The sequence below is a fragment of the Mycolicibacterium gilvum genome (assembly GCF_900454025.1).
GTDB lineage: Bacteria > Actinomycetota > Actinomycetes > Mycobacteriales > Mycobacteriaceae > Mycobacterium > Mycobacterium gilvum.
In genome coordinates this window covers 5,134,832-5,160,526 of the sequence record NZ_UGQM01000001.1, presented here as the reverse complement: position 1 = coordinate 5,160,526, position 25,695 = coordinate 5,134,832, and the positions used below count along the sequence as shown (strand labels likewise).

Annotated in this window: 25 protein-coding genes and 1 tRNA gene; 10 read left to right on the top strand and 16 right to left on the bottom strand. The window is 67.5% G+C overall.

Translation table 11 applies throughout. The features are described 5' to 3' along the window. Positions 1-36: 36 nt before the first annotated feature. Positions 37-933, top strand: a complete 897-nt coding sequence (locus DYE23_RS24255; RefSeq protein WP_372516218.1) for an enoyl-CoA hydratase — start codon at positions 37-39, stop codon at positions 931-933. A gap of 51 nt (positions 934-984) precedes the next feature. After that, the gene (locus DYE23_RS24250) at positions 985-1,827 is read left to right on the top strand and encodes an SDR family oxidoreductase (RefSeq protein WP_011892466.1); all 843 of its coding nucleotides are present in this window, start codon (positions 985-987) and stop codon (positions 1,825-1,827) included. A gap of 86 nt (positions 1,828-1,913) precedes the next feature. Here DYE23_RS24250 and DYE23_RS24245 read toward each other — a convergent pair whose 3' ends face one another. The 5 genes from DYE23_RS24245 to DYE23_RS24225 all read right to left on the bottom strand — a co-directional run bounded on the left by DYE23_RS24245 (position 1,914) and on the right by DYE23_RS24225 (position 7,571). Further along, complete coding sequence (locus DYE23_RS24245; protein WP_115328381.1) at positions 1,914-2,387, bottom strand: (2Fe-2S)-binding protein; 474 nt, start codon at positions 2,385-2,387, stop codon at positions 1,914-1,916. Then, positions 2,380-3,282 (bottom strand): FAD binding domain-containing protein, encoded by a 903-nt coding sequence (locus DYE23_RS24240; protein WP_011892468.1) that lies wholly within the window; start codon positions 3,280-3,282, stop codon positions 2,380-2,382. Before DYE23_RS24240 ends, DYE23_RS24245 begins: the two co-directional genes overlap by 8 nt. Beyond that, on the bottom strand, positions 3,279-4,004 hold the full coding sequence (locus DYE23_RS24235; RefSeq protein ID WP_011892469.1) for an SRPBCC family protein: 726 nt from the start codon (positions 4,002-4,004) through the stop codon (positions 3,279-3,281). Before DYE23_RS24235 ends, DYE23_RS24240 begins: the two co-directional genes overlap by 4 nt. Before the next feature lie 2 nt (positions 4,005-4,006). Continuing rightward, positions 4,007-6,364 (bottom strand): xanthine dehydrogenase family protein molybdopterin-binding subunit, encoded by a 2,358-nt coding sequence (locus tag DYE23_RS24230; protein ID WP_011892470.1) that lies wholly within the window; start codon positions 6,362-6,364, stop codon positions 4,007-4,009. An 85-nt stretch (positions 6,365-6,449) separates the two neighbouring features. Beyond that, positions 6,450-7,571 carry an XdhC family protein gene (locus DYE23_RS24225; protein WP_013470779.1) on the bottom strand — a complete coding sequence of 374 codons (1,122 nt, stop codon included), beginning with the start codon at positions 7,569-7,571 and terminating at the stop codon, positions 6,450-6,452. An 85-nt stretch (positions 7,572-7,656) separates the two neighbouring features. Here DYE23_RS24225 and DYE23_RS24220 point away from each other — a divergent pair, with 85 nt between their 5' ends. Next, the gene (locus tag DYE23_RS24220; protein ID WP_235660619.1) at positions 7,657-8,265 is read left to right on the top strand and encodes a M15 family metallopeptidase; all 609 of its coding nucleotides are present in this window, start codon (positions 7,657-7,659) and stop codon (positions 8,263-8,265) included. 10 nt (positions 8,266-8,275) lie between these two features. On the opposite strand, the gene DYE23_RS24215 is transcribed toward DYE23_RS24220, so the two are convergent. The 4 genes from DYE23_RS24215 to DYE23_RS24200 form a co-directional block, all read right to left on the bottom strand. Continuing rightward, positions 8,276-10,312 carry a DUF5005 domain-containing protein gene (locus DYE23_RS24215; protein WP_115329090.1) on the bottom strand — a complete coding sequence of 679 codons (2,037 nt, stop codon included), beginning with the start codon at positions 10,310-10,312 and terminating at the stop codon, positions 8,276-8,278. A 473-nt stretch (positions 10,313-10,785) separates the two neighbouring features. Further along, positions 10,786-13,032, bottom strand: a complete 2,247-nt coding sequence (treS, locus tag DYE23_RS24210; protein WP_013470782.1) for a maltose alpha-D-glucosyltransferase — start codon at positions 13,030-13,032, stop codon at positions 10,786-10,788. Positions 13,033-13,124: 92 nt separating this feature from the next. Continuing rightward, on the bottom strand, positions 13,125-13,529 hold the full coding sequence (locus DYE23_RS24205) for an HNH endonuclease (protein WP_011892475.1): 405 nt from the start codon (positions 13,527-13,529) through the stop codon (positions 13,125-13,127). Positions 13,530-13,577: 48 nt separating this feature from the next. Continuing rightward, positions 13,578-13,652, bottom strand: a tRNA-Thr gene (locus DYE23_RS24200). A 77-nt stretch (positions 13,653-13,729) separates the two neighbouring features. Between DYE23_RS24200 and DYE23_RS24195 the strand changes: the two genes are divergently transcribed. Beyond that, on the top strand, positions 13,730-14,140 hold the full coding sequence (locus DYE23_RS24195; protein WP_013470783.1) for an HNH endonuclease: 411 nt from the start codon (positions 13,730-13,732) through the stop codon (positions 14,138-14,140). 6 nt (positions 14,141-14,146) lie between these two features. Here DYE23_RS24195 and DYE23_RS24190 read toward each other — a convergent pair whose 3' ends face one another. Beyond that, positions 14,147-14,878: a hypothetical protein gene (locus tag DYE23_RS24190; protein WP_011892477.1), complete on the bottom strand. Its 732-nt coding sequence runs from the start codon at positions 14,876-14,878 to the stop codon at positions 14,147-14,149. Between the two features lie 95 nt (positions 14,879-14,973). Between DYE23_RS24190 and DYE23_RS24185 the strand changes: the two genes are divergently transcribed. Together DYE23_RS24185 and DYE23_RS24180 are read left to right on the top strand one after the other, a co-directional pair. Further along, positions 14,974-15,690: a response regulator transcription factor gene (locus tag DYE23_RS24185; protein WP_011892478.1), complete on the top strand. Its 717-nt coding sequence runs from the start codon at positions 14,974-14,976 to the stop codon at positions 15,688-15,690. 18 nt (positions 15,691-15,708) lie between these two features. Continuing rightward, a complete protein-coding gene (locus DYE23_RS24180) occupies positions 15,709-17,310 on the top strand; it encodes a sensor histidine kinase (RefSeq protein WP_172527834.1) in 1,602 nt (533 codons plus the stop codon). Here DYE23_RS24180 and DYE23_RS24175 read toward each other — a convergent pair. Both DYE23_RS24175 and DYE23_RS24170 read right to left on the bottom strand, forming a co-directional pair. Continuing rightward, positions 17,282-17,686, bottom strand: coding sequence for an HIT family protein (locus tag DYE23_RS24175; RefSeq protein ID WP_011892480.1), 405 nt, complete (start codon positions 17,684-17,686; stop codon positions 17,282-17,284). The two genes, DYE23_RS24180 and DYE23_RS24175, sit on opposite strands and share 29 nt — an antisense overlap. Before the next feature lie 25 nt (positions 17,687-17,711). Further along, positions 17,712-18,002, bottom strand: a complete 291-nt coding sequence (locus DYE23_RS24170; protein ID WP_115328378.1) for a CDGP domain-containing protein — start codon at positions 18,000-18,002, stop codon at positions 17,712-17,714. 107 nt (positions 18,003-18,109) lie between these two features. Here DYE23_RS24170 and DYE23_RS24165 point away from each other — a divergent pair, with 107 nt between their 5' ends. Beyond that, the gene (locus DYE23_RS24165; RefSeq protein ID WP_115328377.1) at positions 18,110-19,759 is read left to right on the top strand and encodes a long-chain-fatty-acid--CoA ligase; all 1,650 of its coding nucleotides are present in this window, start codon (positions 18,110-18,112) and stop codon (positions 19,757-19,759) included. On the opposite strand, the gene DYE23_RS24160 is transcribed toward DYE23_RS24165, so the two are convergent. Both DYE23_RS24160 and DYE23_RS24155 read right to left on the bottom strand, forming a co-directional pair. Then, positions 19,745-20,506, bottom strand: a complete 762-nt coding sequence (locus DYE23_RS24160; protein ID WP_011892483.1) for an SDR family NAD(P)-dependent oxidoreductase — start codon at positions 20,504-20,506, stop codon at positions 19,745-19,747. The two genes, DYE23_RS24165 and DYE23_RS24160, sit on opposite strands and share 15 nt — an antisense overlap. Next, on the bottom strand, positions 20,503-21,783 hold the full coding sequence (locus tag DYE23_RS24155; protein ID WP_013470787.1) for a cytochrome P450: 1,281 nt from the start codon (positions 21,781-21,783) through the stop codon (positions 20,503-20,505). Before DYE23_RS24155 ends, DYE23_RS24160 begins: the two co-directional genes overlap by 4 nt. A gap of 112 nt (positions 21,784-21,895) precedes the next feature. Here DYE23_RS24155 and DYE23_RS24150 point away from each other — a divergent pair, with 112 nt between their 5' ends. The 3 genes from DYE23_RS24150 (at position 21,896) to DYE23_RS24140 (ending at position 24,321) form a co-directional block, all read left to right on the top strand. Continuing rightward, a complete protein-coding gene (locus DYE23_RS24150) occupies positions 21,896-22,480 on the top strand; it encodes a TetR/AcrR family transcriptional regulator (protein ID WP_011892485.1) in 585 nt (194 codons plus the stop codon). Between the two features lie 73 nt (positions 22,481-22,553). Continuing rightward, a complete protein-coding gene (locus tag DYE23_RS24145; protein ID WP_115328376.1) occupies positions 22,554-23,393 on the top strand; it encodes a mycofactocin-coupled SDR family oxidoreductase in 840 nt (279 codons plus the stop codon). 7 nt (positions 23,394-23,400) lie between these two features. Further along, a complete protein-coding gene (locus DYE23_RS24140) occupies positions 23,401-24,321 on the top strand; it encodes a TIGR03619 family F420-dependent LLM class oxidoreductase (protein ID WP_115328375.1) in 921 nt (306 codons plus the stop codon). On the opposite strand, the gene DYE23_RS24135 is transcribed toward DYE23_RS24140, so the two are convergent. Both DYE23_RS24135 and DYE23_RS24130 read right to left on the bottom strand, forming a co-directional pair. Then, a complete protein-coding gene (locus DYE23_RS24135) occupies positions 24,322-25,176 on the bottom strand; it encodes an SDR family NAD(P)-dependent oxidoreductase (RefSeq protein ID WP_115328374.1) in 855 nt (284 codons plus the stop codon). Then, a complete protein-coding gene (locus DYE23_RS24130; RefSeq protein ID WP_011892489.1) occupies positions 25,172-25,606 on the bottom strand; it encodes a nuclear transport factor 2 family protein in 435 nt (144 codons plus the stop codon). Before DYE23_RS24130 ends, DYE23_RS24135 begins: the two co-directional genes overlap by 5 nt. Between the last annotated feature and the right edge of the window lie 89 nt (positions 25,607-25,695).

The following is a 25,695-nucleotide window of genomic DNA, read 5'->3' as shown; positions in this document are numbered from 1 at the left end:
GCCGGGACGTAACACTTCAGCCGTAATGTGCAACGTGTGGCGGACCAAGATCAGGTGACATACGAGACCCTCGACGAGGGCAGGATCGCGCGGATATGGCTGAACCGGCCCGACGCCCAGAATGCCCAGTCCCGGACGTTGCTGGTGCAACTCGACGAGGCATTCGGACGGGCCGAGGCCGACGATGTCGTCCGGGTCGTGATCCTGGCCGCGCGCGGCAAGAACTTCTCGGCGGGCCACGACCTCGGCTCCGAGGCGGCGTTGGCCGAACGGGCGCCCGGTCCCGATCAGCACCCCACGTTCACGTGCAACGGCGCGACCCGCGACGCCGTCATCGAACGCACCTACCTGCAGGAATGGCACTACTTCTTCAACAACACCAGTCGGTGGCGGGATCTGCGGAAGATCACGATCGCGCAGGTGCAGGGCAATGCGATCTCCGCGGCGCTGATGCTGATCTGGGCGTGCGACCTGATCGTCGCGTCCGACGACGCCAAGTTCAGCGACGTGGTCGCGGTGCGGATGGGCATGCCGGGTGTCGAGTACTACGCGCATCCGTGGGAGTTCGGCGCGCGCAAGGCCAAGGAGCTGCTGCTCACCGGGGATGCGATCGACGCCGACGAGGCGCACCGGCTCGGCATGGTCTCGAAGGTGTTCCCGCGGGCCGAGCTGGAGGACAAGACCCTGGAATTCGCCCGCCGCATCGCCGAGCGCCCGACGATGGCCGCGCTGCTGGTGAAGGACTCGGTCAACGCGGCCAGCGACGCGATGGGCTTCACGGAGGCGTTGCGGCACGCGTTCCACATCCACGAACTCGGCCACGCGCACTGGGCGGCGTACAACGAGAACCGCTATCCGGTCGGTCTCCCGCCGAACGTCCCGGACTGGCGCACACTCGGCGCGCCAAAGCTGTCCCGCCGCGACGAGCCGTGACGTATAACTGGAACCTGTTCTAGTTATATGGCCTAGATACCGGAGGTTTCCGTGCTGCTCTCGTTGGTGGATCGCACCGTGCTGGTCACCGGTGGCGGAAGTGGGATCGGCAAGGGGGTGGCCGCCGCGGTGGTCGCCTCCGGCGGCAACGTGGTCCTGGCCGGGCGCAACGCGGACAAGCTCGCCGCCGCGGCGGAGGAGATCACCGCCCAGTCGGGCGACGGCGCCGGCGAGGTGATGTACGAACCGGCCGACGTGACCGACGAGGACGCGGTGACCCGCCTGGTGCAGGCCGCGACCGGCTGGCGTGGCCGCCTCGACGCGGTCGTGCACAGCGCCGGCGGCTCGGAGACCATCGGTCCGCTCACCCAGGTCGACTCCGCCGCCTGGCGCAACACCGTCGACCTGAACGTCAACGGCACCATGTACGTCCTCAAGCACGCGGCGCGCGAGATGGTCCGCGGTGGCGGCGGAGCGTTCATCGGCATCTCGTCGATCGCCTCGAGCAACACCCACCGGTGGTTCGGAGCCTACGGACCGTCCAAGGCGGCACTCGATCACCTGATGATGGTGGCGGCCGACGAGTTGGGCCCGTCGTCGGTGCGGGTCAACGGGATCCGGCCGGGACTGACGAAGACCGACATGGTCGCCCCGATCCTCGACACACCTGCGGTCAGCGACGACTACGCCGCGTGCACGCCGCTGCCCCGCGTCGGGGAGGTCGAGGACATCGCGAACCTGGCGGTGTTCCTGCTCAGTGACGCAGCGAGTTTCATCACCGGCCAGGTCATCAACGTCGACGGCGGGCACGGCCTGCGTCGTGGGCCGGACCTGTCCGGGATGCTGGAGCCGCTCTTCGGCGCGGACGGTCTGCGCGGCGTCGTCGCGGAATAACGCCGAATAATCAGCGCGCCGAGATTGCGTCCGCGCAGCAGAAGTGCGAGTGCGGGCCTGCTGGAATGCAAGTTCGGCGGGGTGTGTTACCCGGTGGTCTCGGCGGCACGTTTGACGGCGTTGACGATGCCCTGGTAGCCGGTGCACCGGCAGAAGTTCCCGGACAGCCCTTCGCGGATCTCGGTGTCCGTCGGCGTCGGGTTGTCGCGCAGCAACGCGGTGATGCTGGTGACGAAACCCGGTGTGCAGAAACCACACTGGAGCCCGTGGCACTCCTTCATCGCGGCCTGCACGGGGGAGAGCTCACCGTTCTCGCCGGCGATGCCCTCGACCGTGGTCACCTCCTGGCCGTCGACCTGCACCGCGAACACCAGGCATGCGCGCACCGCCTGACCGTCGAGCAGCACCGTGCACGCACCGCACGCTCCGTGCTCGCACCCCAGGTGGGTACCGGTGAGGCCGCACTTCTCGCGCAGGTAGTCGGCCAGCGTCAGCCGCGGCTCGACGGTCGCGGCGTAGCGGCGCCCGTTGACCGAGACCTCGACAGGGATTTCATGCATGGAGAGCCTCCGTGGTGTGGCGCGCCGCAGTGGTTGCCTCCGACCATGCCCGCGCCACCATGGTGGCGCAGACCCTGGAGCGGTAGGCCGCCGAACCCTGCAGGTCGGCCGGGATGTCGTGGAGTGTCGAGACGGCCAGCCGGCCGAGCTCCTCGGCAGTGATGTCGGCGACGGGCCGGCCGAGCACCGCCGCCTCGGCCGCCGTGCCGCGTTCGGGAGTCGAACCCATGCCCAGCATGCCGATACCGCAGCGGGTGACCGTGTCGTCCTCGTCGAGCGCCACCGCGACCGTGGCGCCGGCGATCGCGAAATCGCCGTGACGGCGCGCGAACTCCTGCACCGCGAAACCGCACCGGCCCGACCAGACCGGGAACGACACCGCGGTCAGGATCTCGTCGGAGGCCAGCGCGGTCTCCCACAGGCCGGTGAAGAATTCCGCCGCCGGAATCCGACGGGTGCCGCGGCCGGAGGTCGCTTCGATCTCTGCGTCCAGTGCCAGCGCCACCGCCGCGTACTCCGCGGCGGGGTCGGCATGCGCGATCGCGCCGCCGAGGGTGCCGCGGGTCCGGATCTGGAAGTGGCCGATGTGCGGGGTGGCCAGTGTCAACAGCGGAACCGACTCGGCCACTTCGTCATCCATGCCCACCAGCGCATGTGGTGTCCCGGCGCCGATCCGCACGGAGCTGTCCGCGCCGTTGCGCAATTCGATGTTGCGCAGCTCCTCGATGCGGGAGATGTCGATCAGGTTCTCGAAGTGGGTGAGCCGCATCGCCAGCATCGGGACCAGACTCTGGCCGCCTGCAAGGATTTTCGCGTCGTCGCCGTACTCGCCGAGTAGCGACACCGCGTCGGCGACGGTGTCGGGGCGGTGATAGGCGAACGGGGCGGCTTTCATGACAGCAGCCGGGCCAGGACGGCCTGCAGGTCGTCGGCGAGCACCGCGGCGGGTGTCTTACGCCGCCGCCTGCTGCCGATCAGGAAACCGACCGCACCCGCGACGGTCGCGGCGACGAGGACCGGGGCGAAGCGCTTCGCCATCGGGACCGCGACCACCTTGAGCAGATCGACCGAGTCGCCTCCCGGTTGCGCTGCGGCCGCCGCGGTTTCGGCGCTAGGCGCCTGCGTCGTGTGTGTCGGTGCCGCGGCTGCTGAGCCTGCGGACGCCGGCGCCGCGCCGCCGAGCAGCTCGGCCTCCAGGCTGCGGGCGAACTGGGCGATCAGATTGCCGGAGACGTCGGCGAGAACACCGCGGCCGAACTGCGCGGCCTTCCCCGAGATCGCGAGGTCGGTGACGATCGCGACATGGGTGGAGTCACCCTCGTCCTTCAGCTGCGCGGTCACGGTCGCGGCAGCGGTCCCGCTGCCGCGGGTCTCCTTGCCCTCGGCGCGCAGCACGATCCGCTGTCCGGCGGCGTCCTTCTCCTTGTAGGTCGCAGTGCCCTTGTAGGACACGGTGATCGGACCCACCTTCACCTTCACCGATCCGTGGAAGGTGTCTCCTTCGGTGGACAGCAGCGTGGCCCCGGGCAGACACGGCGCGACCCGCTCGCCGTCGGTGAACATCTCCCAGACTTTCGCGGACGGCACCGCGACCCGGAATTCGTTGTTCAGTTCCACCGTCAGTGGTCCTTTCTCGAAGCGGCGTCGATGAGCTCGACGATCGTGGCGGGGGTGGCGGGCAACTGGGTCAGCGTCACCCCGAGCGGCGCCAGCGCGTCGTTGACCGCGTTGATGACCGCCGGCGGCGAGCCGATCGCGCCTCCCTCTCCGGCTCCCTTGTAACCGCCCACACCGGGCCCGGGAATCTCGACATGGCCGAATTCGATCGGCGGCACCTCGGTCGCGGTCGGCAGCAGGTAGTCGACGAACGTGGAGGCGACCGGGTTGCCGTCGTCGTCGTAGGCGAGCTTCTCCAGCAGCGCACCACCGATGCCCTGCACGGTGCCACCGGCGACCTGGCCCTCGACGATGTTCGGGTTGATCATCGGGCCGACGTCCTCGCTGACGATGTACCGCGTCAACGTCACGTGGCCGGTCTCGACGTCGACCTCGCAGGTGCACACGTGAGTTGCGTTGGCCCAGTGGATCATCGCCTGCGAATTGAAACGCGCGGTGGCCTCCAGCGTGGGGGAGACGCCACCGAGCTGGCCGGGGTCGTAGTACGAGCGGTACGCGATGTCGGCGAAGCTGACGCTCTTCTCGGGGTCGCTGCGCACACTCGCCCGCGAATTCGCCAACTCGATCTCGGCGGCCTCGACGCCGAGGATCTGCGCCGCGATCGCGATGATCTGCGTGCGCAGGATCGCCCCGGCCTCGTTGACCGCTCCCGCCGTCATCGGCGCGCTGCGGCTGCCCTGGGTGCCCGCGCCGTACGGGGTCACCGCGGTGTCACCCTGGATCGTCGCGACGTCGTCGATGTTGGCGCCCAGCGCGTCAGCGGTGAGCTGCACGACGGTGGTCTCGATGCTGTTGCCGGCCGAGCCGCCGTTGACGTAGACGTTGATCTTTCCGGTCGACTCCATCCGGACGGTCGCGCCCTCGGTGGCGAGATTGCCTGTCGCCGCGCCGGTGGGCTCGATGTAGGCCGAGAAGCCGAGGCCGATGTAGCGGCCCTCGGCCAGCGCCTCGGCCTGCTCCTTGCGGAAGCCCTCGTGGTCGAGGATCTTCACTGCCTGCTCGAAAGTGTCTGCGGGAGCGCAGTTGTCGTACGGCATGCCGTTCGGGTTGAAGAACGGCATCTCGTCGCCCCGCAGGATGTTGATGCGTCGCAGCTCGACGGGATCCATGCCGATCTTGCGGGCGGCGCAGTCGAGAAGCATCTCCCGCGTCAGGGTCTCGTACTGCCACGGCCCGCGATAGGCGTGCAGGCCGGGCGTGTTGGAGAAGACGGTCTTGTAGTTGAAGCTGGCCTTCGGGACGCGGTACGGGCCGGGAAAGAACATGCCGATGGCCGCGGTGGTCAGCACCGGGTACGGGGTCGGGTACGAGCCGACGTCCTGGATGAAATCGATGTCGGCGGCCAGGATCTTGCCGTCGTCGTCGAAGGCCATCCGTACTTTTCCGTCGACGTGGCGGGACTGGCCCGCCGACATCAGATTCTCGCGGCGGTCCTCGATCCATTTGAGCGCCGCGGGCACCCGGCGGGCCGCCAGCAGGATGCACATGTCCTCGCGCATCGGCACGACCTTCTGGCCGAACGCGCCCCCGGTGTCGCGCATGATGACGCGCACGCCCTGGGCCGGGATTCCGAGAAGCCGCGCGGCGAACGCACGGAGTTCATGGGGCGTCTGCGTGGAGGCCCAGATGGTGAGTTCGTCGGTCGACGACGTCCATTCGACGACCATGCCACGGGTCTCCATCGGGACCGGCACGTACATCTGCTGATAGATGTGTTGCTCGACGACATGCGGCGCGGTGGCGAACAGCTCCTCGTCGGGCGGCATGCCCCCCATGCCGCCCGCGACATTGTCCGGGTAGGCCTCGTGCACCACCGGGACTCCCGCGGACGCCCCGCCGACGGCCTTGCGGAAGTCGGCGACGGCGGGCAGCGGTTCGTAGTCGACCTCGACGAGATCCACCGCATCCTCGGCGAGGTAGCGGCTGTCGGCGACGACGAGTGCCACCGGATCCCCGACGAACTTGACCTCGCCCTCGGCCAGTGGCGGACGCGGGGTGTCCGGCACGTCCTTGCCGGCCACCGCATGCCATGCCTCGCGCACGTCCGGGTTCAGATCGGATGCGGTGAACACGGCGTGGACACCCGGCAGCGCGAGCGCGGCGGACGTGTCGATGCCGCGGATCGTCGCGCGCGCGAACGGGCTGCGCACGAAACAGGCATGCAGCATCCCGGGTCGGGAGATGTCGTCGACGAAACGACCCTGACCTGTGAGAAGTCGGCTGTCCTCCACCCGGGGGACGCGTTGTCCGGCGTAGCGCGGGGAAACAGCGTCGACGGCTTGAACATCGGCGTCGGTCACGTGCGATCACTCTCCTGGGGCTGTGAAGAGTGACGTTATCGCATCCGAGAGCGACATTTCCACCACTTGTGTCTCACGGCGGTGTTCAGGCCTCGTGGTGGATACGACCGTCGGTTTCGGTCAGCGGTCGGCCGCCTCCGCCCCAGCGGCGCGCGATGATCTCCGCCGCGATGGACACCGCGGTCTCCTCGGGTGTCCTGGCGCCCAGATCCAGCCCGATAGGGCTGGCGAGGCGGGCGAGTTCGGTCTCGGTGAGTCCGGCTTCCCGGAGCCGCGACATGCGGTCCTCGTGGGTGCGTCGTGACCCCATCACCCCGATGTAGCCGACATCGGGTAGGCGCAGCGCGACCTCGAGGACGGGGACGTCGAACTTCGGGTCGTGGGTCAGCACGCAGATCGCGGTGCGCGCGTCGATCAGTCCGAGGTCGGCCTGCGCGGCGAGATAGCGGTGCGGCCAGTCGACCACGACCTCTTCGGCGGCGGGGAAACGCGCCTCGGTCGCGAACACGGGGCGGGCGTCGCACACGGTGACGCGGTAGCCCAGGAAGGCGGCCTGGTGCGCGAGCGCGGCAGCGAAGTCGATGGCGCCGAACACCAGCATCCGAGGTCGCGGTGCGTAACTGGAGACGAAGACCTCCATGCCCGCATCCTGGCGCTGACCGTCGGGCCCGTAGGACAGCACAGCCGACCGGCCCGCGAGCAGCAGGCCCCGCGCGTCGTCGGCCACGGCGTCATCGGCACGCGGCGACCCCACCGATCCCTGCCGCGAATCCGTTCCGACGATGATGCGCCTCCCGACCCGGGCCGGATCGGGATGCGCGATGACCGTGGCCACCGCGACGGCGCGGTGTTCGGCGATGGCGGTGGCGACGTCTCTCAGTTGTGGAAAGGTGTTGCGCGACACCGGTTCGGTGAAGATGTCGATGATGCCGCCGCAGGTGAGGCCGACCGAGAACGCGTCGTCGTCGCTGACGCCGTAGCGCTGCAGATGTGGCGCACCGCCGGTGATCACCTCGTTGGCCGTCTCGTAGACGGCGCCCTCGACGCATCCGCCCGAGACCGACCCGGCGACCGTGCCGTCGGGGGAGACCACCATGGCTGCGCCGGGCGGCCGGGGTGCGGATTTCATGGTGCGCACGACGGTGGAGAGCCCGGCGGTGCCACCCGCTTCCCACACCGCCAGCAACTCCCCGAGTATGTCGCGCACGAGCGCAGTGTATGCCTAGGCTGAGTCGATGAGCGTTCTCACGCTGCGGTACTTGATCATTGGAGTGCTGGCCGCGGTGGCCACGATGGGCTCGTCGGCCACCGGATCGGCGGCGCCGATACCGCCGCTGTCGGATGCGGCCCGCGCCGCCGGGTTCGTCGACGTGCGCGCGGTGGTACCCGACGCGGTGATCGATCTGCGGTACGCCACCTCGAACAACTTCGTCGGGATCCCGCTCTACCCGCCTACGGCGCGGTGCCTGGTGTACGAGTCGCTCGCCGGGGGGTTGGCGACGGCGGCGCGCCTGCTGCGTGCCGGTGGCGAACGGTTGGTGTTCTGGGATTGTTACCGGCCGCACGCGGTCCAGGCGCGGATGTTCGAGGTGGTGCCGAATCCGGCGTGGGTGGCACGGCCGGGTCCCTACGCCCGCAGCCACGTCGCGGGCCGCTCGGTGGACGTGACGCTGGCGCGTGCCGACCGTCTCGTCGACATGGGCACCGGCTTCGACGATTTCACCGCGCGCAGCCTGGCCTATGCCACGGAGGGCGTCAGCGTTGCGGCACAGGCGAACCGGGCGCGGTTGCGGGACGCGATGACCGCGGGCGGCTTCACCGTCTACGACGGCGAATGGTGGCATTTCGACGGTCCCGGGGCGGGCGTGGATCGTCCGATCCCCGAGGTGCCCGTCACCTAGCTGCCCGGAATCAGATCTTCGACAGGTCGGTCTCCATCAGCATGATGTTGTACTCCGACCACAGCGACAGGTTCCAGTACAGCGTCGAGCCGGTGCCCTCCGTCGACGGCGACCACGGGTGCAGCATCGGCGCGTAGATGCCGCCGGTCTGCTGCCGCATCAGTACGGTCGCATCCGACCAACCCCCTTCGGGGGTGTCCGAGGTGCGCATGACGATGTTGTTGGACTGATCGCCGTACAACACGATGTACTTCTTCAGATATTCGTTGTACTGCACCGACATTTCGCTCACGGTGTAACCGGGCTTGGTGAACCCGAACAGGCCGCCGGACTTGCCGATGATCGCCGACGCCGAGGACGGACTGCCCACCCAGCGGGCCGGGCTGCCGCCGAACCAACCCGACGACGCCTTCTTGTAGTACTCGTACTTGGAGGCGTTGAGGATGTCCTCGGGCGCGACGCGGGCGAGGTAGGCCGCCCCCTGGCGTCCGTTGGGGGTTCCGTACATGTACACGTAGCCGTCGTCGCCCTTGACGAACGCCGACTGCTGGAAGTTGCGGTTACCGCTGAAGAACGAGTTGTACCGCACGCTCGACGGCGCCACGGTGAAGTTCTCGCCGTTGTCGGTGGAGTACGCGATTCCCGAGTAGTTCGTGCTCCAGCGGCCGGACTGCCCCCATCTCGTCACCGACATGAAGCTGACGTACTGGATGGTGCCGAACGGGGTGTCCTCGCTGACCTCGGTCGGCAGGGACACACCGGCGGTCGGGATCAGCGTCACCGAGCCGGGCAGCCATGCTGGGCGCTCGATGATCGGACGGGACTGATCGGGTTTATCGAGCGGGGCGCCGCCGAACATGTTGCCGTTGAACCACTCCCCATCAGGGATGGTCATGCCGTCGGCGAGGTCGCGGTCGGAGCTGCGGAACAGCGAGTTGTAGATGTGGCGGCCGGTCATACCCGGCCCGCCGAAGGTGTCGCCTACGGCGATGAGGACCTGCCGTTCGTCGATGTCGGGGGTGGACGGGTCGTCGACCATGCCGTTGTCCCACATCACGCCCACATCGGTGCCGTACACGTTGAAGCGTTTCAGCGTGTTGGCCAGCAGGGCGTAATCACCGTCGTAGAACGCGCCGGTGACCCAGCTGATGAACTTCGTCGACGCGCTGACCTGCGGGTTCAGCCACGGGGACCGGAACGGTTGCGGTGTCGTGGCCGCTGCGGTGGCTGCTGCGGTGGCCGCGTCGCCCAGCGCGAGGCTCGTCGATGCGGCCGTGCTGCTGCGCGGCGAGTTGGAGGTGCGTGCGGCGAACAAGGTGTCGAGCTCACGGCGCGCGATCGCCATCAGCGCCCACAGGAACGGCGGTTGCGGCGCATCGCCCGGGTCGGCCGCGGCCTTCTGCCGGGCCCAGTCGATCATGCTGTTGACGACGTTGACCACCGCGGTGATCAGGTTCGGCTTCGCGTCGGAAGTCTGCGGACCCTGCTCGGTGGTGGACAGATCGGCGAGCGTCGATGACGCCGTGCCCGTCGTGGCCTTGGCCGCGGTGGCGTCCACCGTGACCGTCGTCGAGGTCTGCGGTGCCGAAGTGTCCTCGGTGTCGCGGGGGGTCGCTGTCGTGTCCGACGGGTCGCGCTCAGAGGTCTGGGCGCTCTGCTGAGTACCCGTTTCGACCTCGGCCTCGGGTGCGGCCTCCGGTTCGGTGTCGCGCGGCGCCCTTCCTGCCGGCTTGGCCGGCGTCCTGTCGTCGGATTCGGCAGCGGGCTCGGGCTCGTCGTCGGGGCCGTCGACCTCGTCGTCGGGACTGTCGGTGTCGACCTGCGGACTGTCGATATCGGGTTCCTCGACGTCGGGGTCCTCGGCGTCGGGTTCCTCGGTGTCAGTGGCGGAGTCGTCGGTGGCCGTGTCGTCGGCGGTGTCGTCGTCGGTCTGGGTGGCGTCGTCCGGCTTCGTGGTAGTGCTCTGGGTGTCGGCGGTGTTGCCGCCCGAGGTTGCTGATGCCGAGGGTTTCGAGGCTGACGACGCACCGTCATCAGCCCAGGCCATGCCCTGTCCTGCAAATACCGCCGATCCGACGCCGAGCGCAACGGCCAGCGCACCGACCCGACCGACATACGATGCCGCCACCTTGGATTCCCTTCGATTCAACCTATGACCGCCCCGTCGTCGTGGACCATTCAATCGCATCGGCGGGAAGGCGGCGAGCAAAAGGTTAAATCGTCACGGGTTTCGTTTCGTTACTGTGACCATGAGGAATCAGCGTCACAACGCTCTCCGGATGCTGACGCAGCAAATGCGGATGACTCATGACGGACCGGTGTTGAGGTGCCCTTTCGCCGGTCTGGTTCCCTGCGGCAACGTCGACGACCTGCCCCGCGCCGGTCGGTGCGGGAGGTCGGTACAACACCTGGCGTGCCTGCGCGTCGGCGAACCTGACCGCCGTCGGTCAGATGGCCCGCGCGAACGTCACCCCCGCGCCTCTCGCGCTTTGCGGTCCTGTCCCGCGAAGGGGTCGGAGATCAGTCCGCGTCGGTGTCCTCGGCGGGCGCCTCGACGAGAAGAGACAGCCCTTGATGGGCGGTCAATTCGACGCTGAAGCTGTGCAGATCGTCGACCGTCGCCAGATGCCTGCCGGAGAACATGTCCGACACCTCGCTGCCCGGAGGCAGCTTCTTCGAGCGCACGGTGCCGGTGACGTCCTCGTTGGCGAAGTTCAGCACCGTGAGCTGGTACTGGTTGTCTGTGTCGAGGTGGTGCACCAGCACCAGCATGCCGCGCTGTGACACCTCGGGGATGTCGATCTGGCGGCTGGTCGCGATCCCGTAGTGCGAACGCACCTTCAGGATGGCCTGCAACTGGCGCAAGAAGCTGGTGTCATCGGCGAGCTGCTCCGGGATCGAGCCGTAAAGACTTCTGCCCCTGGGCATTCCGGCCGGAGATTGGGTGGCTTCCGGGTTGACGCCCATCAGGTCGTGGGCAGCCCGGTGGATCCAGCGGGTGTCCCCCTCGCGCAGCAGCTCGGGGATCGTCGACGACGGCAGGGTCAGCATGCCGCACACATCCCAGCCGGACAGCGCGAAGACGCCCGGCTGCAGCGCGTTGAACATCGCCAGCAGCAGATGCGCCCGCCGGATCCGGTCGATCTGCTCGGGCTCGGTGATGTCGTCGAGCGAGGTGATGCCGAGCGTCGCCGCGATGATCGTCGCCGACGTGCACGCGATGCCGTTGGTCGTGAAAACCAGGTTGTAGGGCGCATTGTCGCCGGACAGCTTCTCGCGCAGATCGGTGCGCACGATGTCGCCGAGAACCTCTCCGGTGACCTCTTCGCCCTTGTAGGGGAAGAGGTCGTCGCGGTGCCCGTTGGACCAGTGCACGAGTTCATAGGTGAGCTCGTCGTGATTTTGCAATGCGTGGACCAGCGACGCCGGGTCGACGCCGAGTTCGAGGGTCGTACGCAACGTCAGGCGCAGGAACTCGGTGTCGGCGGTGGCCAGTGCGTGCTGGACGCCCGGACGGGTGATGAAGTCATACGACAGGTCCGCCCCGGCCTCGCCGATCTCGCGGATGTCGTCGATCGTCAGGTTGAGCTCCTGGAAGGTGAAGCCGCCCACCTTGCGCACCATGCTCGCGATCAGATGGTTGGCGGCTTCCGAGAGCGGGTGCCCTTCCGACCACGCGGCGCTGTCCTCGGCGGCGGTCTTCTCGGCTCCGAGGAAGCCGTTGGCGTCCAGGCGCAGACCGCCGGTGCCGAGATCGGTCAGCGAGTGCAGTGCATCGCCGATGACCAGCCGCATCCCGGCGAATGACGGATCCAGCCAGTTGATCGACGGCTGTCCATCCTTGAAGTAGTGCAGATAGACCCAGCGACGCTCGACACCGTCGATGCCGACGACGGGCCGGGTGACGCTCCAGTTCGTCTCCTTGATCCCCTCGGCGTAGAAGATGACGCGCTGCAGCTTGCCGATGATGTAGCCGGCCTTGTCCAGCCAGTCCTCGGTGTCGGAGTCGATGTTGACCGAGTCGGCGCCCGCGGGGACCTCCGGAAGGTGCTCCCAGTCGCGGGGGTCGACCTCGACCATGTGGTAGATGCCGGGGTAGTCGGCGTACTTCATCTCGGCGAGGCGGAAGTCGGCGCCCTTGCCGGTGTGGCCGGGCACGATGTCGTCGATGATCGTGCCGCCGTACCAGTTGGCGGTGCCGCACATCTGCCGGAACTCGTCCTCGGTGCCGAATGCGGGATCGATCTGGGTGCTGATGCGGTCGAAGTGACCGTCCACGCTGGGCGTGAGTTCCCAGCCGGAGATGCCGCCGGCGCGTTTGACCGGTCCGGTGTGCACGGCCTCGATGCCGATCTCGGCGAACGCCTTCCACATGTCGGCGTCGGCCATCGCCTTCAGGAAGGACTCGTTGGACCTCGTGATCAGCGACAGCGGATACGCCGTGAACCACACGGACGCGGTCTCGACGGCCCCGCGCGCGCTCGGCGTCGCATAGGGGTTCTGCCACATCGAACCCTGCCCGGAGAACTGCTGGCTGATCTCGTTCGCGTCCGCGAGCATCGACTGGCTGATCAACCACGACACGTACGCCGGGTTGTCTCCGGTCGGCGATCCGTCCCTGGACAGTGACCTGCGGGTGAACGGCGTGCGCACACGCGGACGGAACCGCAGCGAGCGCGGGCGCGCAGGGTGCAGGTGTTCGTCGAAGTTGATCTCGGGCGGCTCGTTGCCCTGGTCTTCGGGGTCCGACTCCACGGCTTGGGACAAGAGTTCCGCCTTCGCAAGGTTGGTTTCGTATCGACCGGTATCGAGTATTGCCGCGATCGGGGAAGGTTGAAACTGCAGCGAGTGCCGTGGGCTCAGAAGGACTGGCCGTCGGCGTACCGCTGACGGCGGGAGTGTCGGCCGCTGCCGCGGTTGCGGCCCTTGTACGTCGAGAGCTGCGAGTCGCAATTGGGGCAGATGAGCCTGAGATTTTCCCGCCGATTGTTCGACGGGTTGCCGTCGATGTGATCGACGACGAAAGTCAGCGGAAGGTTGAGCCACACGCCGTCGCCCTCGCAGATCGCGCAACGTCCCGCTTGGGCCGCGGACAGATACTGGCGAATGTAGTGTCCGCTTCGGGTGTCGACCCACGCGTCCCCCGATTCCAGCCATCGCTTGACGGCAGCGTCGCGGCGGACCGCCGCCTGGCACGACGTGCTGCAGTAGATCTTCTGGCTGCGCTTCAGGAGTGGGCGACCGCAACCGCGACACTGACTCACGCTGGAGACGCTACGGTCAACAGCCGACAACCGGCTCTCGCCGGAAGGTGGAGCCTCCTATCGGGATTGAACCGATGACATTCCGCTTACAAGGCGAACGCTCTACCACTGAGCTAAGGAGGCGTGTCCGTGAGGACGCCCCGAATTCTATCGCCTGGCTCACCCGGGATGTGTCGGTGCTCAGGGCTAGCGTCGGGAGCGTGGCAAGGGCGTGTCGCGGTTGTGGGGCCGAACTTCAGAAGCGTCAGCAGAAAGTGTTCTGCGGCAACGCATGTCAGCAGGCGTATCAGCGCCGCCTGCTGTTGGGAGCCTGGCTTGAGACAGGCGTCTGCCGTGGAGGGATGTCGCATCAGCGGCATTACGTCCGCGTCTACCTGAACGACCAACAAGGCGGTTGCTGCGCCATTTGTGGTCTGAAGAACTTGTGGAACGGACTGACGTTAGGTCTGGTCATCGACCACATCGACGGGGACCCGAAAAACGACCGTCGCGAGAATCTGCGACTGATCTGTCCGAACTGCGATAGTCAGCTGCCGACATACAAAGCTAAAAACTGGGGGAAGGGTCGCTACAACCGCCGGCAACGCTATGCCGACGGCCAATCGTACTGAAGAGAGTCACTCCTCGGATTCGATGATCCGCTGCGTGGGCACCGGGCGGGTCGTCGGGCGGTTACGGATCCGGCGCCCGGGCAGCGGGATGCGATCGGCGATGTTGCTCAACGGGTTGACCACCTGGCTCAGCACGATCACCGCGTCGCGCAGCGCTTCGATGGTCGGCTCGAGGGCTTCCAGGCCCGGAGCGAGTCGGTTCAGCGTGTCCGCGACGGCCGCGAGCTGCTCGAGCGGGCCGTTGCGCGCGGTCAGCGTGTCGACGACCCCGCCTTCGGCGAACAGCCGGTCCGCGACGCCGTCCTCGGCGAGCAGCCGATCGACCAGACCGTCCTCGGCGAGGAGTTGGTCGACCAGACCGCCGGGCTCGATGGCACGCATCAACCCGCCGTCGTCCTGGGTCATCCTGTCCAGCGCGCCGCCCGGCGCCGTCAGCCGGTCGACGACCCCGCCGGGTTGCAGCAGTCGGTCGATCGGGCCGCCGGACGCCAGTGCGCGACCCAACGGCTGGTCCTCGTCCATGAGCTTGGCCAGCCGGTTGGCGCGCTCGACGGCGTCCTGAACACCCAGCATCGACGCGAACGACGTCGGGGTCTGGGTGGCGTTGGCGCTGTCGCCCATCGCGCGTGAGGCGATGTCGATGCCACTTCTGGCGACCCCGATACCCGCGTCGGCAACCGCCAGACCAGCGCGCATCGGTGCGAACGCCAGCTCTGTCAGGGACTTCGCGAGGTTCATTCGCCCAGTCTATGGAGCCCGCAACCGCAAACTCACAGGAAGTGCACAGCGATCGGGCAGCCTATTTCCAATCAGACCGAGAATTATGAACCTTCATGGCCATGCCCGTACCAGAGAACGTTCCCGAGGCTCGCGTCCTCGTGGTCGACGACGAGGCCAACATCGTCGAACTGCTTTCCGTGAGCCTGAAATTTCAGGGATTCGAGGTCCACACCGCCTCCAACGGCCCCGCCGCGCTGGACAAGGCCCGCGAAGTGCGCCCGGACGCGATCATTCTCGACGTCATGATGCCCGGCATGGACGGCTTCGGCCTGCTGCGCCGCCTACGTGCCGACGGTATCGACGCGCCCGCCCTGTTCCTGACCGCCCGGGACTCGCTGCAGGACAAGATTGCAGGCCTGACCCTTGGAGGCGACGACTACGTCACCAAACCGTTCAGCCTCGAAGAGGTGGTCGCGCGCCTGCGGGTGATCCTGCGCCGCTCGGGCGGCCGCGTCCAGGAACCCCGCACCTCCCGGCTGACGTTCGCCGACATCGAACTCGACGAGGACACCCACGAGGTGTGGAAGGCCGGCGAACCGGTGTCGCTGTCGCCGACGGAGTTCACGCTTCTGCGGTACTTCATCATCAACGCGGGCACGGTGTTGTCCAAGCCCAAGATCCTCGACCACGTCTGGCGGTACGACTTCGGAGGCGACGTGAACGTCGTCGAGTCCTACGTGTCCTACCTGCGCCGCAAGATCGACACCGGTGACAAGCGCCTGCTTCACACGCTGCGTGGGGTTGGTTATGTCCTCCGCGAGCCCCGATGAGCGCTTGCGCGAAGAGCCATGGGCCCCGATGATGTTTCGAACCTGAACAATGGTGATGTGGCGGGCCGGCGAAGGTATCTGAGACGGGGAGTGCCGCTGCGGGTCGCTCTCGTCGCGGCGACTCTGCTGCTGGTGGCCTGTGGCCTGCTCGCATCGGGGATCGCGGTCACCACGATCATGCAGCACAGCTTGATGAACCGTGTGGACGACACCCTGCTCGACGCGTCCCGTGGCTGGGCGCAGGTCCCCCGAAGGCTTCCGACCATCACCGTCGACGACCCGAACCCGGCACGTCCGCCGTCGGACTTCTACGTCCGCGGCATCGACCCGGACGGGCACGTCTGGATGCTTATCAACGACCGCGAGGCCGAACCGGAACTGCCCGCCGACAACAACGTGGGTCCCGAGCCGAGAACCGTCGGCTCGGTCGATCATTCGGACGTGCAGTGGCGCGCGATGACGGTGCGGGGGCTGCGCGGCGAGCTCACCACGGTCGCCATCGACCTGTCGGACGTGAAGTCGACGATGCGTTCGCTGGTGTACACCCAGGTCGGTATCGGCGCCGCCGTGTTGTTGGTGCTGGGCATCGCCGGTTACGCCGTCGTCCATCGAAGTCTGCGACCGCTGTCGGAGGTCGAACAGACCGCGGCCGCGATCGCGGCGGGGCAGCTCGATCGGCGCGTCCCCGAGCGTGATCCGCGCACCGAGGTGGGCCGACTGTCGTTGGCGCTCAACGGGATGCTCGCCCAGATTCAGCACGCGATGGCGCTCTCGGAGTCCTCGGCCGAGAAGGCGCGCAGCTCCGAGGACAGGATGCGGCGCTTCATCACCGACGCCAGTCACGAGCTGCGCACTCCGCTGACCACGATCCGCGGCTTCGCCGAGCTGTACCGCCAGGGCGCCGCCCGCGACGTCGAGATGCTGATGGGACGGATCGAGAGCGAATCCCGCCGCATGGGCCTGCTCGTCGAGGATCTGCTGCTGCTCGCACGACTCGACGCCCAACGGCCCCTCGAGCATCGCCGGGTCGACCTGCTGGCGCTCGCCAGCGACACGGTGCACGACGCGCAGTCGATCGCGCCGAAGCGCAGGGTCCGGATGGAGGTCTTCGACGGACCCGGCACCCCGGAGGTACTCGGGGACGAGGCACGTCTTCGTCAGGTGCTGTCGAACCTCGTGGCCAACGCGCTGCAGCACACCCCGGAGTCGGCGGGGGTCACCGTGCGGGTCGGCACCGCCGACGACACCGCGATCGTCGAGGTCTGCGACGAAGGGCCGGGCATGACCGGCGAGGACGCCCAGCGGGTGTTCGAGCGGTTCTATCGGGCCGATTCGTCACGGGCGCGGGCCAGCGGCGGCACCGGGCTGGGCCTGTCGATCGTCGATTCTCTGGTGTACGCGCACGGCGGCAGGGTCAGCGTCACGACGGCGCCGGGGTGCGGGTGCCGCTTCACGGTGCGTCTGCCCCGCATTACCGACGAGCGCTTGCGCGAGGAGCAGACAGGTACCGACGAGCGCTTGCGCGAGCAGCAGATGGCGGCCCCCGAGCACGCCGGCGAGGAATCGCGCGGGGAGCAGACCGACGTGCCGGTCAGCGCAACTGCGCCAACGCCTCCTTGATCTTGGACTGCGCCTCGTCCAGCGACTCGGGCGACGGGTTCCGGTCGACGTGGGCGAAGCCGAAGTCCGACAGCTCGCGCGCCGGGAAGACGTGCACGTGCAGGTGCGGCACCTCCAGCCCGGCGATGATGACCCCCGAACGTTCGGTGTCGAAGGCCTTGCAGACGGCCTTGCCGATCAGCTGGGCCACCTCCATCACCCGGCCGAACACCGCCGGTTCGATGTCCTGCCAGTTGTCGATCTCGGCGCGCGGGACGACCAGCGTGTGTCCCTGGGTCATCGGCTCGATCGTCAGGAACGCGACGATCTCGTCGTCGGAGTAGACGAATCTGCCGGGGATCTCGCCGTTGATGATCTTGGTGAAGATGGTCGCCATGGCGCTCACGCTAACTTGTGACGTGTCAGCCGTCGATGTGCATCGGAGGGTCGGCGAAGTTCGGGTCGGCAGGCGGCAGTGCGGGTCCCATGAGCATGCACCGTTTGACGGGGACGAGGTGTGAGCTGAAGCCGGACGGAACATACTGGGCGACGGTCACGCACCGCTCCCAGTTCCCGTCGGCCAGTACCGGGCCGTCGCACTTTCCCATGACGGGCCCGCCGTACAGGCAACCGGCCGCGGCCGTCGGGGCGGCGGCGATCAGGCCGAGCGGCAATGCCAGGGCAGTCACTGCGGCAGCGATGCAGCGCCTCATATTCGTCTCCTGTCGCTGCCCGCGACGGTACCGGGGCGGTGCGAGTCGGGCGTGGGAAACGACGGTAAGCGTCACCTTTCGCGCCGGATCCGCTCTAGCCTTGCCGCATGCTGGGTTTGATGCAGGACCGGCCGCTGATGATCTCGTCGCTGATCGAACACGCCGCCGCATTCCACGGTGACACCGAGATCGTCTCCCGACTACCCGAGGGGCCGGTGCGCCGCACCACCTGGCGTGAGATAGGCGAGCGCGCCAAACAGGTCGCCAACGCGCTCGCAGAACTCGGCGTCCGGCACGGCGACCGGGTCGCGACGCTGGCCTGGAACAGCGATCGGCACCTCGCGCTGTACTTCGGCGTCTCGGGGACGGGCGCGGTGATGCACACCGTGAATCCGCGACTGTTTCCCGAGCAGATCAGCTACATCGTCAACCACGCCGAAGACCGGGTGCTGTTCTTCGACATCACCTTCGCCCCCTTGGTCAGCGGCCTGGCCTCATCCTTCGACAGCGTCGAGTACTTCGTCGCGATGACCGACCGCGAGCACATGCCCGACGTCTCGGGCATTCCCGCTGACCGGCTGCTGTGCTGGGAGGACGTGATCGGCCGGCAGTCCACCCACTACGAGTGGCCCGAGTTCGACGAATGCAGCGCCTCGTCGCTGTGCTACACCTCCGGGACCACAGGCAACCCGAAAGGTGTTCTGTACTCCCACCGTTCGACGATGCTGCACACGCTGATGGCGGCGGCCAGGGACACCATCGACATCCACAGTGGCTCGGTGATCCTGTTGGTGGTGCCCATGTTCCACGCCAACGCGTGGGGCAGTCCGTACACCGCGGCGATGGTCGGCGCGAAGCTCGTGATGCCGGGCCCGCATCTCGACGGGGAATCGGTGTATCAGTTGATGAAGGCCGAAGGGGTCAACCAGTCCCAGGGTGTGCCGACGGTGTGGATGATGCTGTTCGCCTACCTCGACGAGCATCCCGAGATCGACGCTCACGAGCTGGGTCTGAGGTACGCGGGCACCGGCGGCGCCGCGCTGCCGCTGTCGATGATCGAGCGCTTCGAGAAGGACTTCGGTGCCGAGGCGTATCAGGGCTGGGGAATGACGGAGACGAGTCCGCTGTGCGTGGTGGGACGTCCGCTGCCCAAACACGACGCACTCGACCCCGCCGACCGGCGGTCTCTCAGACTCAAGCAGGGCCGCGGCATCTGGGGTGTCGAGATCAAGATCGTCGATGATGACGGCAATCGGTTACCCTGGGACGGTAAGGCTTTCGGCGAGGTCTGGGTGCGTGGGCCGTGGATCGCCAGCGGGTACTACCGCGGTGAGGGTGGCGACAAGCTCGACGGTGAGGGCTTCTTCCCGACCGGTGACGTCGCGACGATCGACCCGGACGGTTATCTGCAGCTGGTGGATCGCACCAAGGACGTCATCAAGTCCGGAGGGGAATGGGTCAGCTCCATCGACCTGGAGAACGCGGCGATGGGGCATCCCGCGATCGCCGAGGCCGCGGTGATCGGCGTACCGCACCCCAAGTGGCAGGAGCGGCCCCTCCTCGTGGCGGTACTACGCAAGGGGCACAGTGCAACTCGCGAGGACATCCTGGAGTTCCTGGCGGAGCGGGTCGTCAGGTGGTGGTTGCCCGACGACGTGGTCTTCGTCGACGAGCTCCCCCACACCGCGACCGGGAAGGTACTCAAGATCACGCTGCGCGAGCAGTACCGCGACCACGAGCTGTCACAGCCCGAATGAGTACCCGCCGTTGACGCAGATGGTCTGGCCGGTGATCCAGGACCCGTGCTCGCCCGCCAGCAGGAGCGCCAGCTCGGTGATGTCCTCGGGTACGCCGGGACGCCGGATGGCGTAGTTGCGCAGGATCTCTTTGGTCTGAGGGGAATTCGCCGGATCAGCCCACAGCGGCTCGGTCATCGGGGTGCGCATCGTCCCCAGCGAGATGTTGTTGGCAGTGATGTTGAACCGCCCGTTCTCCAGCGCCACGGACCTCGTCAGCCCGGCGGCTGCGGCCTTCGACGCGCCGTAGACAGCGCCGCCCGGGTCCCCGGTGCGTCCCGCGTCGGAGACGATCGTCAGGATGCGCCCCCACGTGTTGGTGATCATCGCGGGCAGCACCGCTCTGGTGCAGTGCAGTACGCCGTAGAGGTTGACGCGCAGGAACGGTTCCCAGTCCGCCGGTGCGGTGTCGGCGAACTTGGCCCGGTTGCCGAACCCGTCGGCACCGGCGTTGCCCGCATTGTTGACGAGCACATCGACCGGGCCGTGCTCGGTCACGGCCGCCACCACGGACTCGTAGTCGCAGACGTCGAACGGGGTGGGGACCGCTGTGCCGCCGGCGGCGCGGATCTCGTCGGCGACCTGCTGACAGCGCTCCAGATGAAGGTCGTTGACCAGCACCTCGGCGCCCGAGTCCGCGAACGCGGACGCCAGCCCGCGCCCGACCCCCTGGCCTGCACCGGTGATCAGTACCCGTCGGGATGTCATGAGGCGGCAGTGTATTCGATCCGAAGCTCCGAGAGCCCGCGTAACAAGAAGGTGGGGTCGTAGGAGAACCGGTGGTCGCCGGCGGGCCCGTGCACCGCCTCGTCGAGTCGGATCTCGCTGGTCCGGTCCAGCCACCGGCGCACGGTGATCTGTCCCTCGACCCGGGCGAGAGGGGCGCCGGCACAGGTGTGGATGCCGCGGCCGAACGCGATGTGCTCCCGGACGTTCTTGCGGTCCGGACGGAACTCGTGCGGATCGTCGAACTTGGCCGGATCCCGGTTGGCCGCACCGAGACACAGCATCACGATGGTGCCCGCCTTCAGGTGCATGCCGCCCAGGGTCGTCGTCTTGCGGACCAACCGGAAGTCGATCTTGGTCGGCGAGTGCATCCGCAGGGACTCCTCGATGAACGCCGGGATGCGGTCGGGGTGCTCGCGGAGAAGTTGCTGGTATTCGGGGTACTCGCCGAGAGTCTTGATCGCGGCGCTGAGCAGCTTGGTGACGGTCTCCTGCCCGGCGGCGAACAGGAACGTGGCCGGCTTGACGACCTCGATCAGCTCCGGTGTCGACCCGTCGGGGTACACCGCCGTGGCCATCCCCGAGAGGACATCGCCGCGGGGTTCGCGGCGGCGTTCGGTGAGGTAGCCGAGAAACTTGTCGTCGAGGTACTGCAGCGGGTCGAGCCCGACGGGTTCCCCGTCCAGGGCCCCGACCCTGGCGCCGTCCGGCTGTTCGGCACCGAGCGCCGCGAGGAACTCGGGCCGGTCCTCCTCGGGCACCCCGAGCAGATCGATGATGGCCGACGTGGCAAAGGGTTTGGCGTACTCGGTGAGGAACTCGCAGCGTCCCTTGTCGATGACCTGGTCGATCTGGCTGTCGACGAGCCGCCACATGTAGTCCTCGTTCTCCTTGAGGCGACGAGGTGTCAGCAGTTTGTTCAGCAGTGAGCGGGCCCGCTCGTGCGCGGGCGGATCCATCACCACCATGTGCTCGTATATCGGGAACAGGTGGCGGTGCGCCTCGATCTGTTCGGTGATGTCGTCTCCCTCCGGGGTGAACGGCAGCGGCGGGAACGGACCGCCGATGGCATTCACCGCCGAGAACGAGTCGTGGTCCTTGAACGCCGCGAGGACCTCCTTGTATCCGGTGACGGCGACGACGCCGTAGTGCGGTTCGCGGTACACCGGGCTCTGCTCGCGCAGGAAATCCCAGTACGCGTACGGATCCTGGCTGATCGCGTAGTCGGAGAAGAAGTCCACCGTGGCGAGGTCGGTCATCGGCGCAGCCATCCTTTCGCTTGCCTGATCGATCGATCAGACTGCTAGAATGCGCCATGCTTACCATGGCGCTCGAGGCACGGTCAAGCACTGCGCGCCCGGGTGGCCGCTGATGCCGGCGGCGGCGAAGTCGCGCCCTGCCGATGCCCGCGGCCGTCTGATCGAGGCGACCGCGAAAGTCATGCGCGACGAGGGATATGCGGCCGCGACGTCACGACGGGTCGCCGCCGAGGCCGGCGTCAAACAGGCTCTGGTTTACTACTACTTCCCGACCATGGACGACCTTTTCGTCGAGGTGTTGCGCGTCGGCGGCGAAAGCTCGCTGGAACACATGCGGGCGGCACTGACCAACGACGACCCGTTGCGCGCGCTCTGGCTGATCAACAGCGAGGCCGGTAGGACCGGCCTGAACGCCGAGTTCATGGCGCTGGCCAACCATCGCAAGGCGATCCGGGTGGAGTTGAAGGCGTACGCCGAGCGGGTGCGCGACATCGAGACGGCCGCCGTCACCGTCGCGCTGCGGGCCAACGGTGTTGATCTACAGGAACATCCGCCGGTGGTGGTCTCGATGCTGATCGCCCAGATCGCACGCAGTCTGTGCAACGAGGACGCCGTCGGTGTGACGCTCGGGCACGAGGAGATGCGGGCCTGGGTGGATCGGCAGCTCGCACTGCTGGCCGCGGAACCCGGTGGTTGACAGTTCGGGTGATCGGTGTCACGCTCCTGATCGATCGACAAAAGTTGACTATCGGGTTGGATTGAGGTGCCACATGGGCGGTCGGGTCGAAGGTAAAGTCGCGTTCATCACGGGCGCCGCGCGCGGGCAGGGCCGCAGTCACGCGGTGCGACTGGCCGAAGAGGGCGCCGACATCATCGCGATCGACGTCTGTGGGCCGATCAGTACCCACACCGACATCCCGCCTGCGACACCCGACGATCTGGCGCAGACGGTCGACCTCGTCAAGGGCACCGGGCGCCGCATCGTCTCTGAGCAGGTGGATGTCCGCGACTTCGCCGCCGTCAAGGCAGCTGTCGACTCGGGCGTCGAGCAGTTGGGCCGACTGGACATCGTCGTCGCGAACGCCGGAATCGGCAACGGCGGTCAGACGCTGGACCACACCAGCGAAGAAGACTGGAACGACATGATCGACGTCAACCTCTCCGGTGTCTGGAAGTCGGTGAAAGCCGCTGTGCCGCACCTGCTTGCCGGCGGCAACGGTGGATCGATCATCCTGACCAGTTCGGTGGGCGGGCTCAAGCCGTACCCGCACACCGGTCACTACATCGCCGCCAAGCACGGCGTGATCGGCCTGATGCGGACCTTCGCCGTCGAACTGGGGCAGCATTCGATCCGTGTCAACGCGGTGTGCCCGACCAACGTGAACACTCCGCTGTTCATGAACGAGGGGACCATGAAGCTGTTCCGGCCCGACCTGGAGAACCCGGGCCCCGACGATCTCGCCGTCGCCGCCCAGTTCATGCACGTGCTTCCTGTCGGCTGGGTCGAGCCGCGCGACATCAGCAACGCGGTGCTGTTCCTTGCCTCCGACGAGGCCCGGTACATCACCGGTCTGCCCGTCACCGTCGACGCCGGCAGCATGCTGAAGTAGCCCGCTGATGCAGTTCGTCTTCCCGCTGCCACACATGCTGCGCCTGCCGGCGATGTCCCAGCCGTGGGAGGCATCGGTGACGGGTGCCGACCAGACGCGGATGGCCAGGTGCGCGGACGCGTGGGGCTACGACATGATCGCCGTTCCAGAGCATTTCGTGATCCCGACCGAGCACCTCGAGTTGTCGGGCCCGCACTATCTTCAGTCCACGGTGGCGCAGGCGTATCTCGCCGGGGCCACCGACAGGATCCGGCTGAACTCGTGTATCACCGTGCTGCCGTTGCAGCATCCGATCGTGCTGGCCAAGGCCCTGGCGACCGCGGACTGGATGAGCGGCGGCCGCATGATGGTCACGTTCGGGGTCGGATGGCTGAAGGGCGAATTCGACGCACTCGGTGTGCCGTTCCGCGAGCGCGGCCGCATCGCCGACGAGTATCTCGCGGCCATCGTGGAGTTGTGGACCAGCGACTCGCCGAGCTTCGACGGCCGGTACGTGTCGTTCGACGAGATCGCGTTCGAGCCGAAACCCGTGCAGAGGCCGCACCTGCCGATCTGGATCGGCGGTGACGCCGATGCGGCGCTGCGTCGCGCGGCCAAGTACGCGTCCGGGTGGTGGTCGTTCCTGACACCACCGGAGAAGATCGCCGAGCGGGTGGAGTTCATCAAGTCGCAGGACGGGTATGACGGCCGGCCGTTCGACGTCGTGCACGGGCTGGGCACCAACCGGGTGGGTGAAGGCCATGTCGCACAGAAGGATCCGCACGCCCGCCCCGGGATGAGTGCCGCCGAGATCGTCGACAAGCTGAACTGGCTGGGGGAGCAGGGCGTCACGGTCAGCGCGGTGCCGATCCCGAAGGTCAGAGGCGTCGAGGAGTACCTCGACTACGCGCAGTGGGTGATCGAGGAGATCAGACCGCAGGTGCGCTGACTAGCGGACCTGCGCGGCGATCTCCTCGAAGGTCCACGGCGGCTCGTCGTCGTGCCCGCGGTAGGCCACGAGCGACGGCGTCTGCCGCTCGAAGCGGCCGACGAAACCGCCTGCGGCGATGAAGATCTGGCCCGTCACCTGCGTGGCGAGATCTGACGCCAGGTACGCATAGGTGGGTGCGACGTATTCCGGCGGCGCGGCGTCGAGAGCGCCCTGGAAGCTGACGTCGTCGAGCAGGCCCCGCCGGTTCAGTTCGGTGATGTGCGATTCGTACTCCGGCCCTGTCGACAGGCGTGTCTTCGCGCCCGGGCACACCACGTTCGCGCGCACTCCGTGCTCGGCGAGTTCGGCGGCGATCGCCAGTGTCAGCGAGTTGACCGCGCCTTTGCCGGCCGGGTAGCCGGTGCCGCCGTAGTCGCCGAGGAACGCGAACGAGCCGGTGTTCACGATGGCGCCGCCACCCTGGGCCACCATCACAGGCGCTGCGGCGCGGCAGGTCTCGAACGTGGTTCCCAGGTGCGCGTCCAGCAGCTCCCGGAACTGCGCGCTCGTGACGTTCAGAATCGACGATCCCTGGGGTTCGGCGGTGCCCGCACAGTTGATCAGGATGTCGATGCGGCCGAACTCGCGCACGCAGGTGTCGATCAGGGCGTCGGCGACCGCCGGGTCGGCGGGGGAACCCGGGTGCGCGAGGGCACCCGGAATGCGTTGTGCCGCTTCGTGTGCGGCATCAGGGTCGCGGCCGTTGACCACGACCCGCGCACCGAGAGTGGTGAGCAGTTCGGCGACCGCCAGGCCGACTCCGCGCGTACCGCCGACGACGACTGCGGCGCGGCCGGCAAGCGGACGGCTAATCCGCCTTCTCCGCCTCGGAGAATGTCATCGCATCCATGTTCCAGTAGCCGCGCAGGTTGGTGATCAGCCCGGCGTCGTCGACGCGGTAGGTGAACACACCGCGGACCGTGGCCACGAAACCGTTCGGGAAGGTGGTCTCCAGCACCAGGATGTAGGCGATCTCGGTCGGGCTGCTGGACGGGAACGTCTCCTCGCACGTGACGCGCAGCGTGTTGGGACCGATGTTGGTGTCGTAGAACGCGGCGAGGGCCGCCTTGCCGCGCACGCCGGTGCCGTCGGGGTTGGTGACGGCCTCTCCGATCGGATCCTCGACGACGATGTCGTCGGACATCAGGGCCAGCCAGCCCTCGCGGTCCCCGGTCTGCACGCAGCGCCACGAGTTGCGCGACGCCGCGACCACCGGTGACAGGTCTTCTGCCGTCTCGGTCATCTGACTCCTTCGGTCCGACCTCCGCCGAAATTGCATTCCAGCAGGGCTTTACTCGAACTTCGTCTGCTGGAATGCAATTTCGGCGGAAA

What these genes read in the sequence shown, in the direction of transcription:
- DYE23_RS24185 (WP_011892478.1), top strand. Translation starts at nt 14,974, where the DNA reads ATGGCCATGCCCGTACCAGAGAACGTTCCCGAGGCTCGCGTCCTCGTG.
- DYE23_RS24175 (WP_011892480.1), bottom strand. Translation starts at nt 17,686, where the DNA reads ATGGCGACCATCTTCACCAAGATCATCAACGGCGAGATCCCCGGCAGA.
- DYE23_RS24130 (WP_011892489.1), bottom strand. Translation starts at nt 25,606, where the DNA reads ATGACCGAGACGGCAGAAGACCTGTCACCGGTGGTCGCGGCGTCGCGC.
- DYE23_RS24160 (WP_011892483.1), bottom strand. Translation starts at nt 20,506, where the DNA reads ATGACATCCCGACGGGTACTGATCACCGGTGCAGGCCAGGGGGTCGGG.
- DYE23_RS24165 (WP_115328377.1), top strand. Translation starts at nt 18,110, where the DNA reads ATGCTGGGTTTGATGCAGGACCGGCCGCTGATGATCTCGTCGCTGATC.
- DYE23_RS24140 (WP_115328375.1), top strand. Translation starts at nt 23,401, where the DNA reads ATGCAGTTCGTCTTCCCGCTGCCACACATGCTGCGCCTGCCGGCGATG.
- DYE23_RS24155 (WP_013470787.1), bottom strand. Translation starts at nt 21,783, where the DNA reads ATGACCGACCTCGCCACGGTGGACTTCTTCTCCGACTACGCGATCAGC.
- DYE23_RS24220 (WP_235660619.1), top strand. Translation starts at nt 7,657, where the DNA reads ATGGGCTCGTCGGCCACCGGATCGGCGGCGCCGATACCGCCGCTGTCG.
- DYE23_RS24190 (WP_011892477.1), bottom strand. Translation starts at nt 14,878, where the DNA reads ATGAACCTCGCGAAGTCCCTGACAGAGCTGGCGTTCGCACCGATGCGC.
- DYE23_RS24215 (WP_115329090.1), bottom strand. Translation starts at nt 10,312, where the DNA reads ATGGCCTGGGCTGATGACGGTGCGTCGTCAGCCTCGAAACCCTCGGCA.
- DYE23_RS24180 (WP_172527834.1), top strand. Translation starts at nt 15,709, where the DNA reads ATGGGCCCCGATGATGTTTCGAACCTGAACAATGGTGATGTGGCGGGC.
- DYE23_RS24150 (WP_011892485.1), top strand. Translation starts at nt 21,896, where the DNA reads ATGCCGGCGGCGGCGAAGTCGCGCCCTGCCGATGCCCGCGGCCGTCTG.
- DYE23_RS24240 (WP_011892468.1), bottom strand. Translation starts at nt 3,282, where the DNA reads ATGAAAGCCGCCCCGTTCGCCTATCACCGCCCCGACACCGTCGCCGAC.
- DYE23_RS24170 (WP_115328378.1), bottom strand. Translation starts at nt 18,002, where the DNA reads ATGAGGCGCTGCATCGCTGCCGCAGTGACTGCCCTGGCATTGCCGCTC.
- DYE23_RS24145 (WP_115328376.1), top strand. Translation starts at nt 22,554, where the DNA reads ATGGGCGGTCGGGTCGAAGGTAAAGTCGCGTTCATCACGGGCGCCGCG.
- DYE23_RS24245 (WP_115328381.1), bottom strand. Translation starts at nt 2,387, where the DNA reads ATGCATGAAATCCCTGTCGAGGTCTCGGTCAACGGGCGCCGCTACGCC.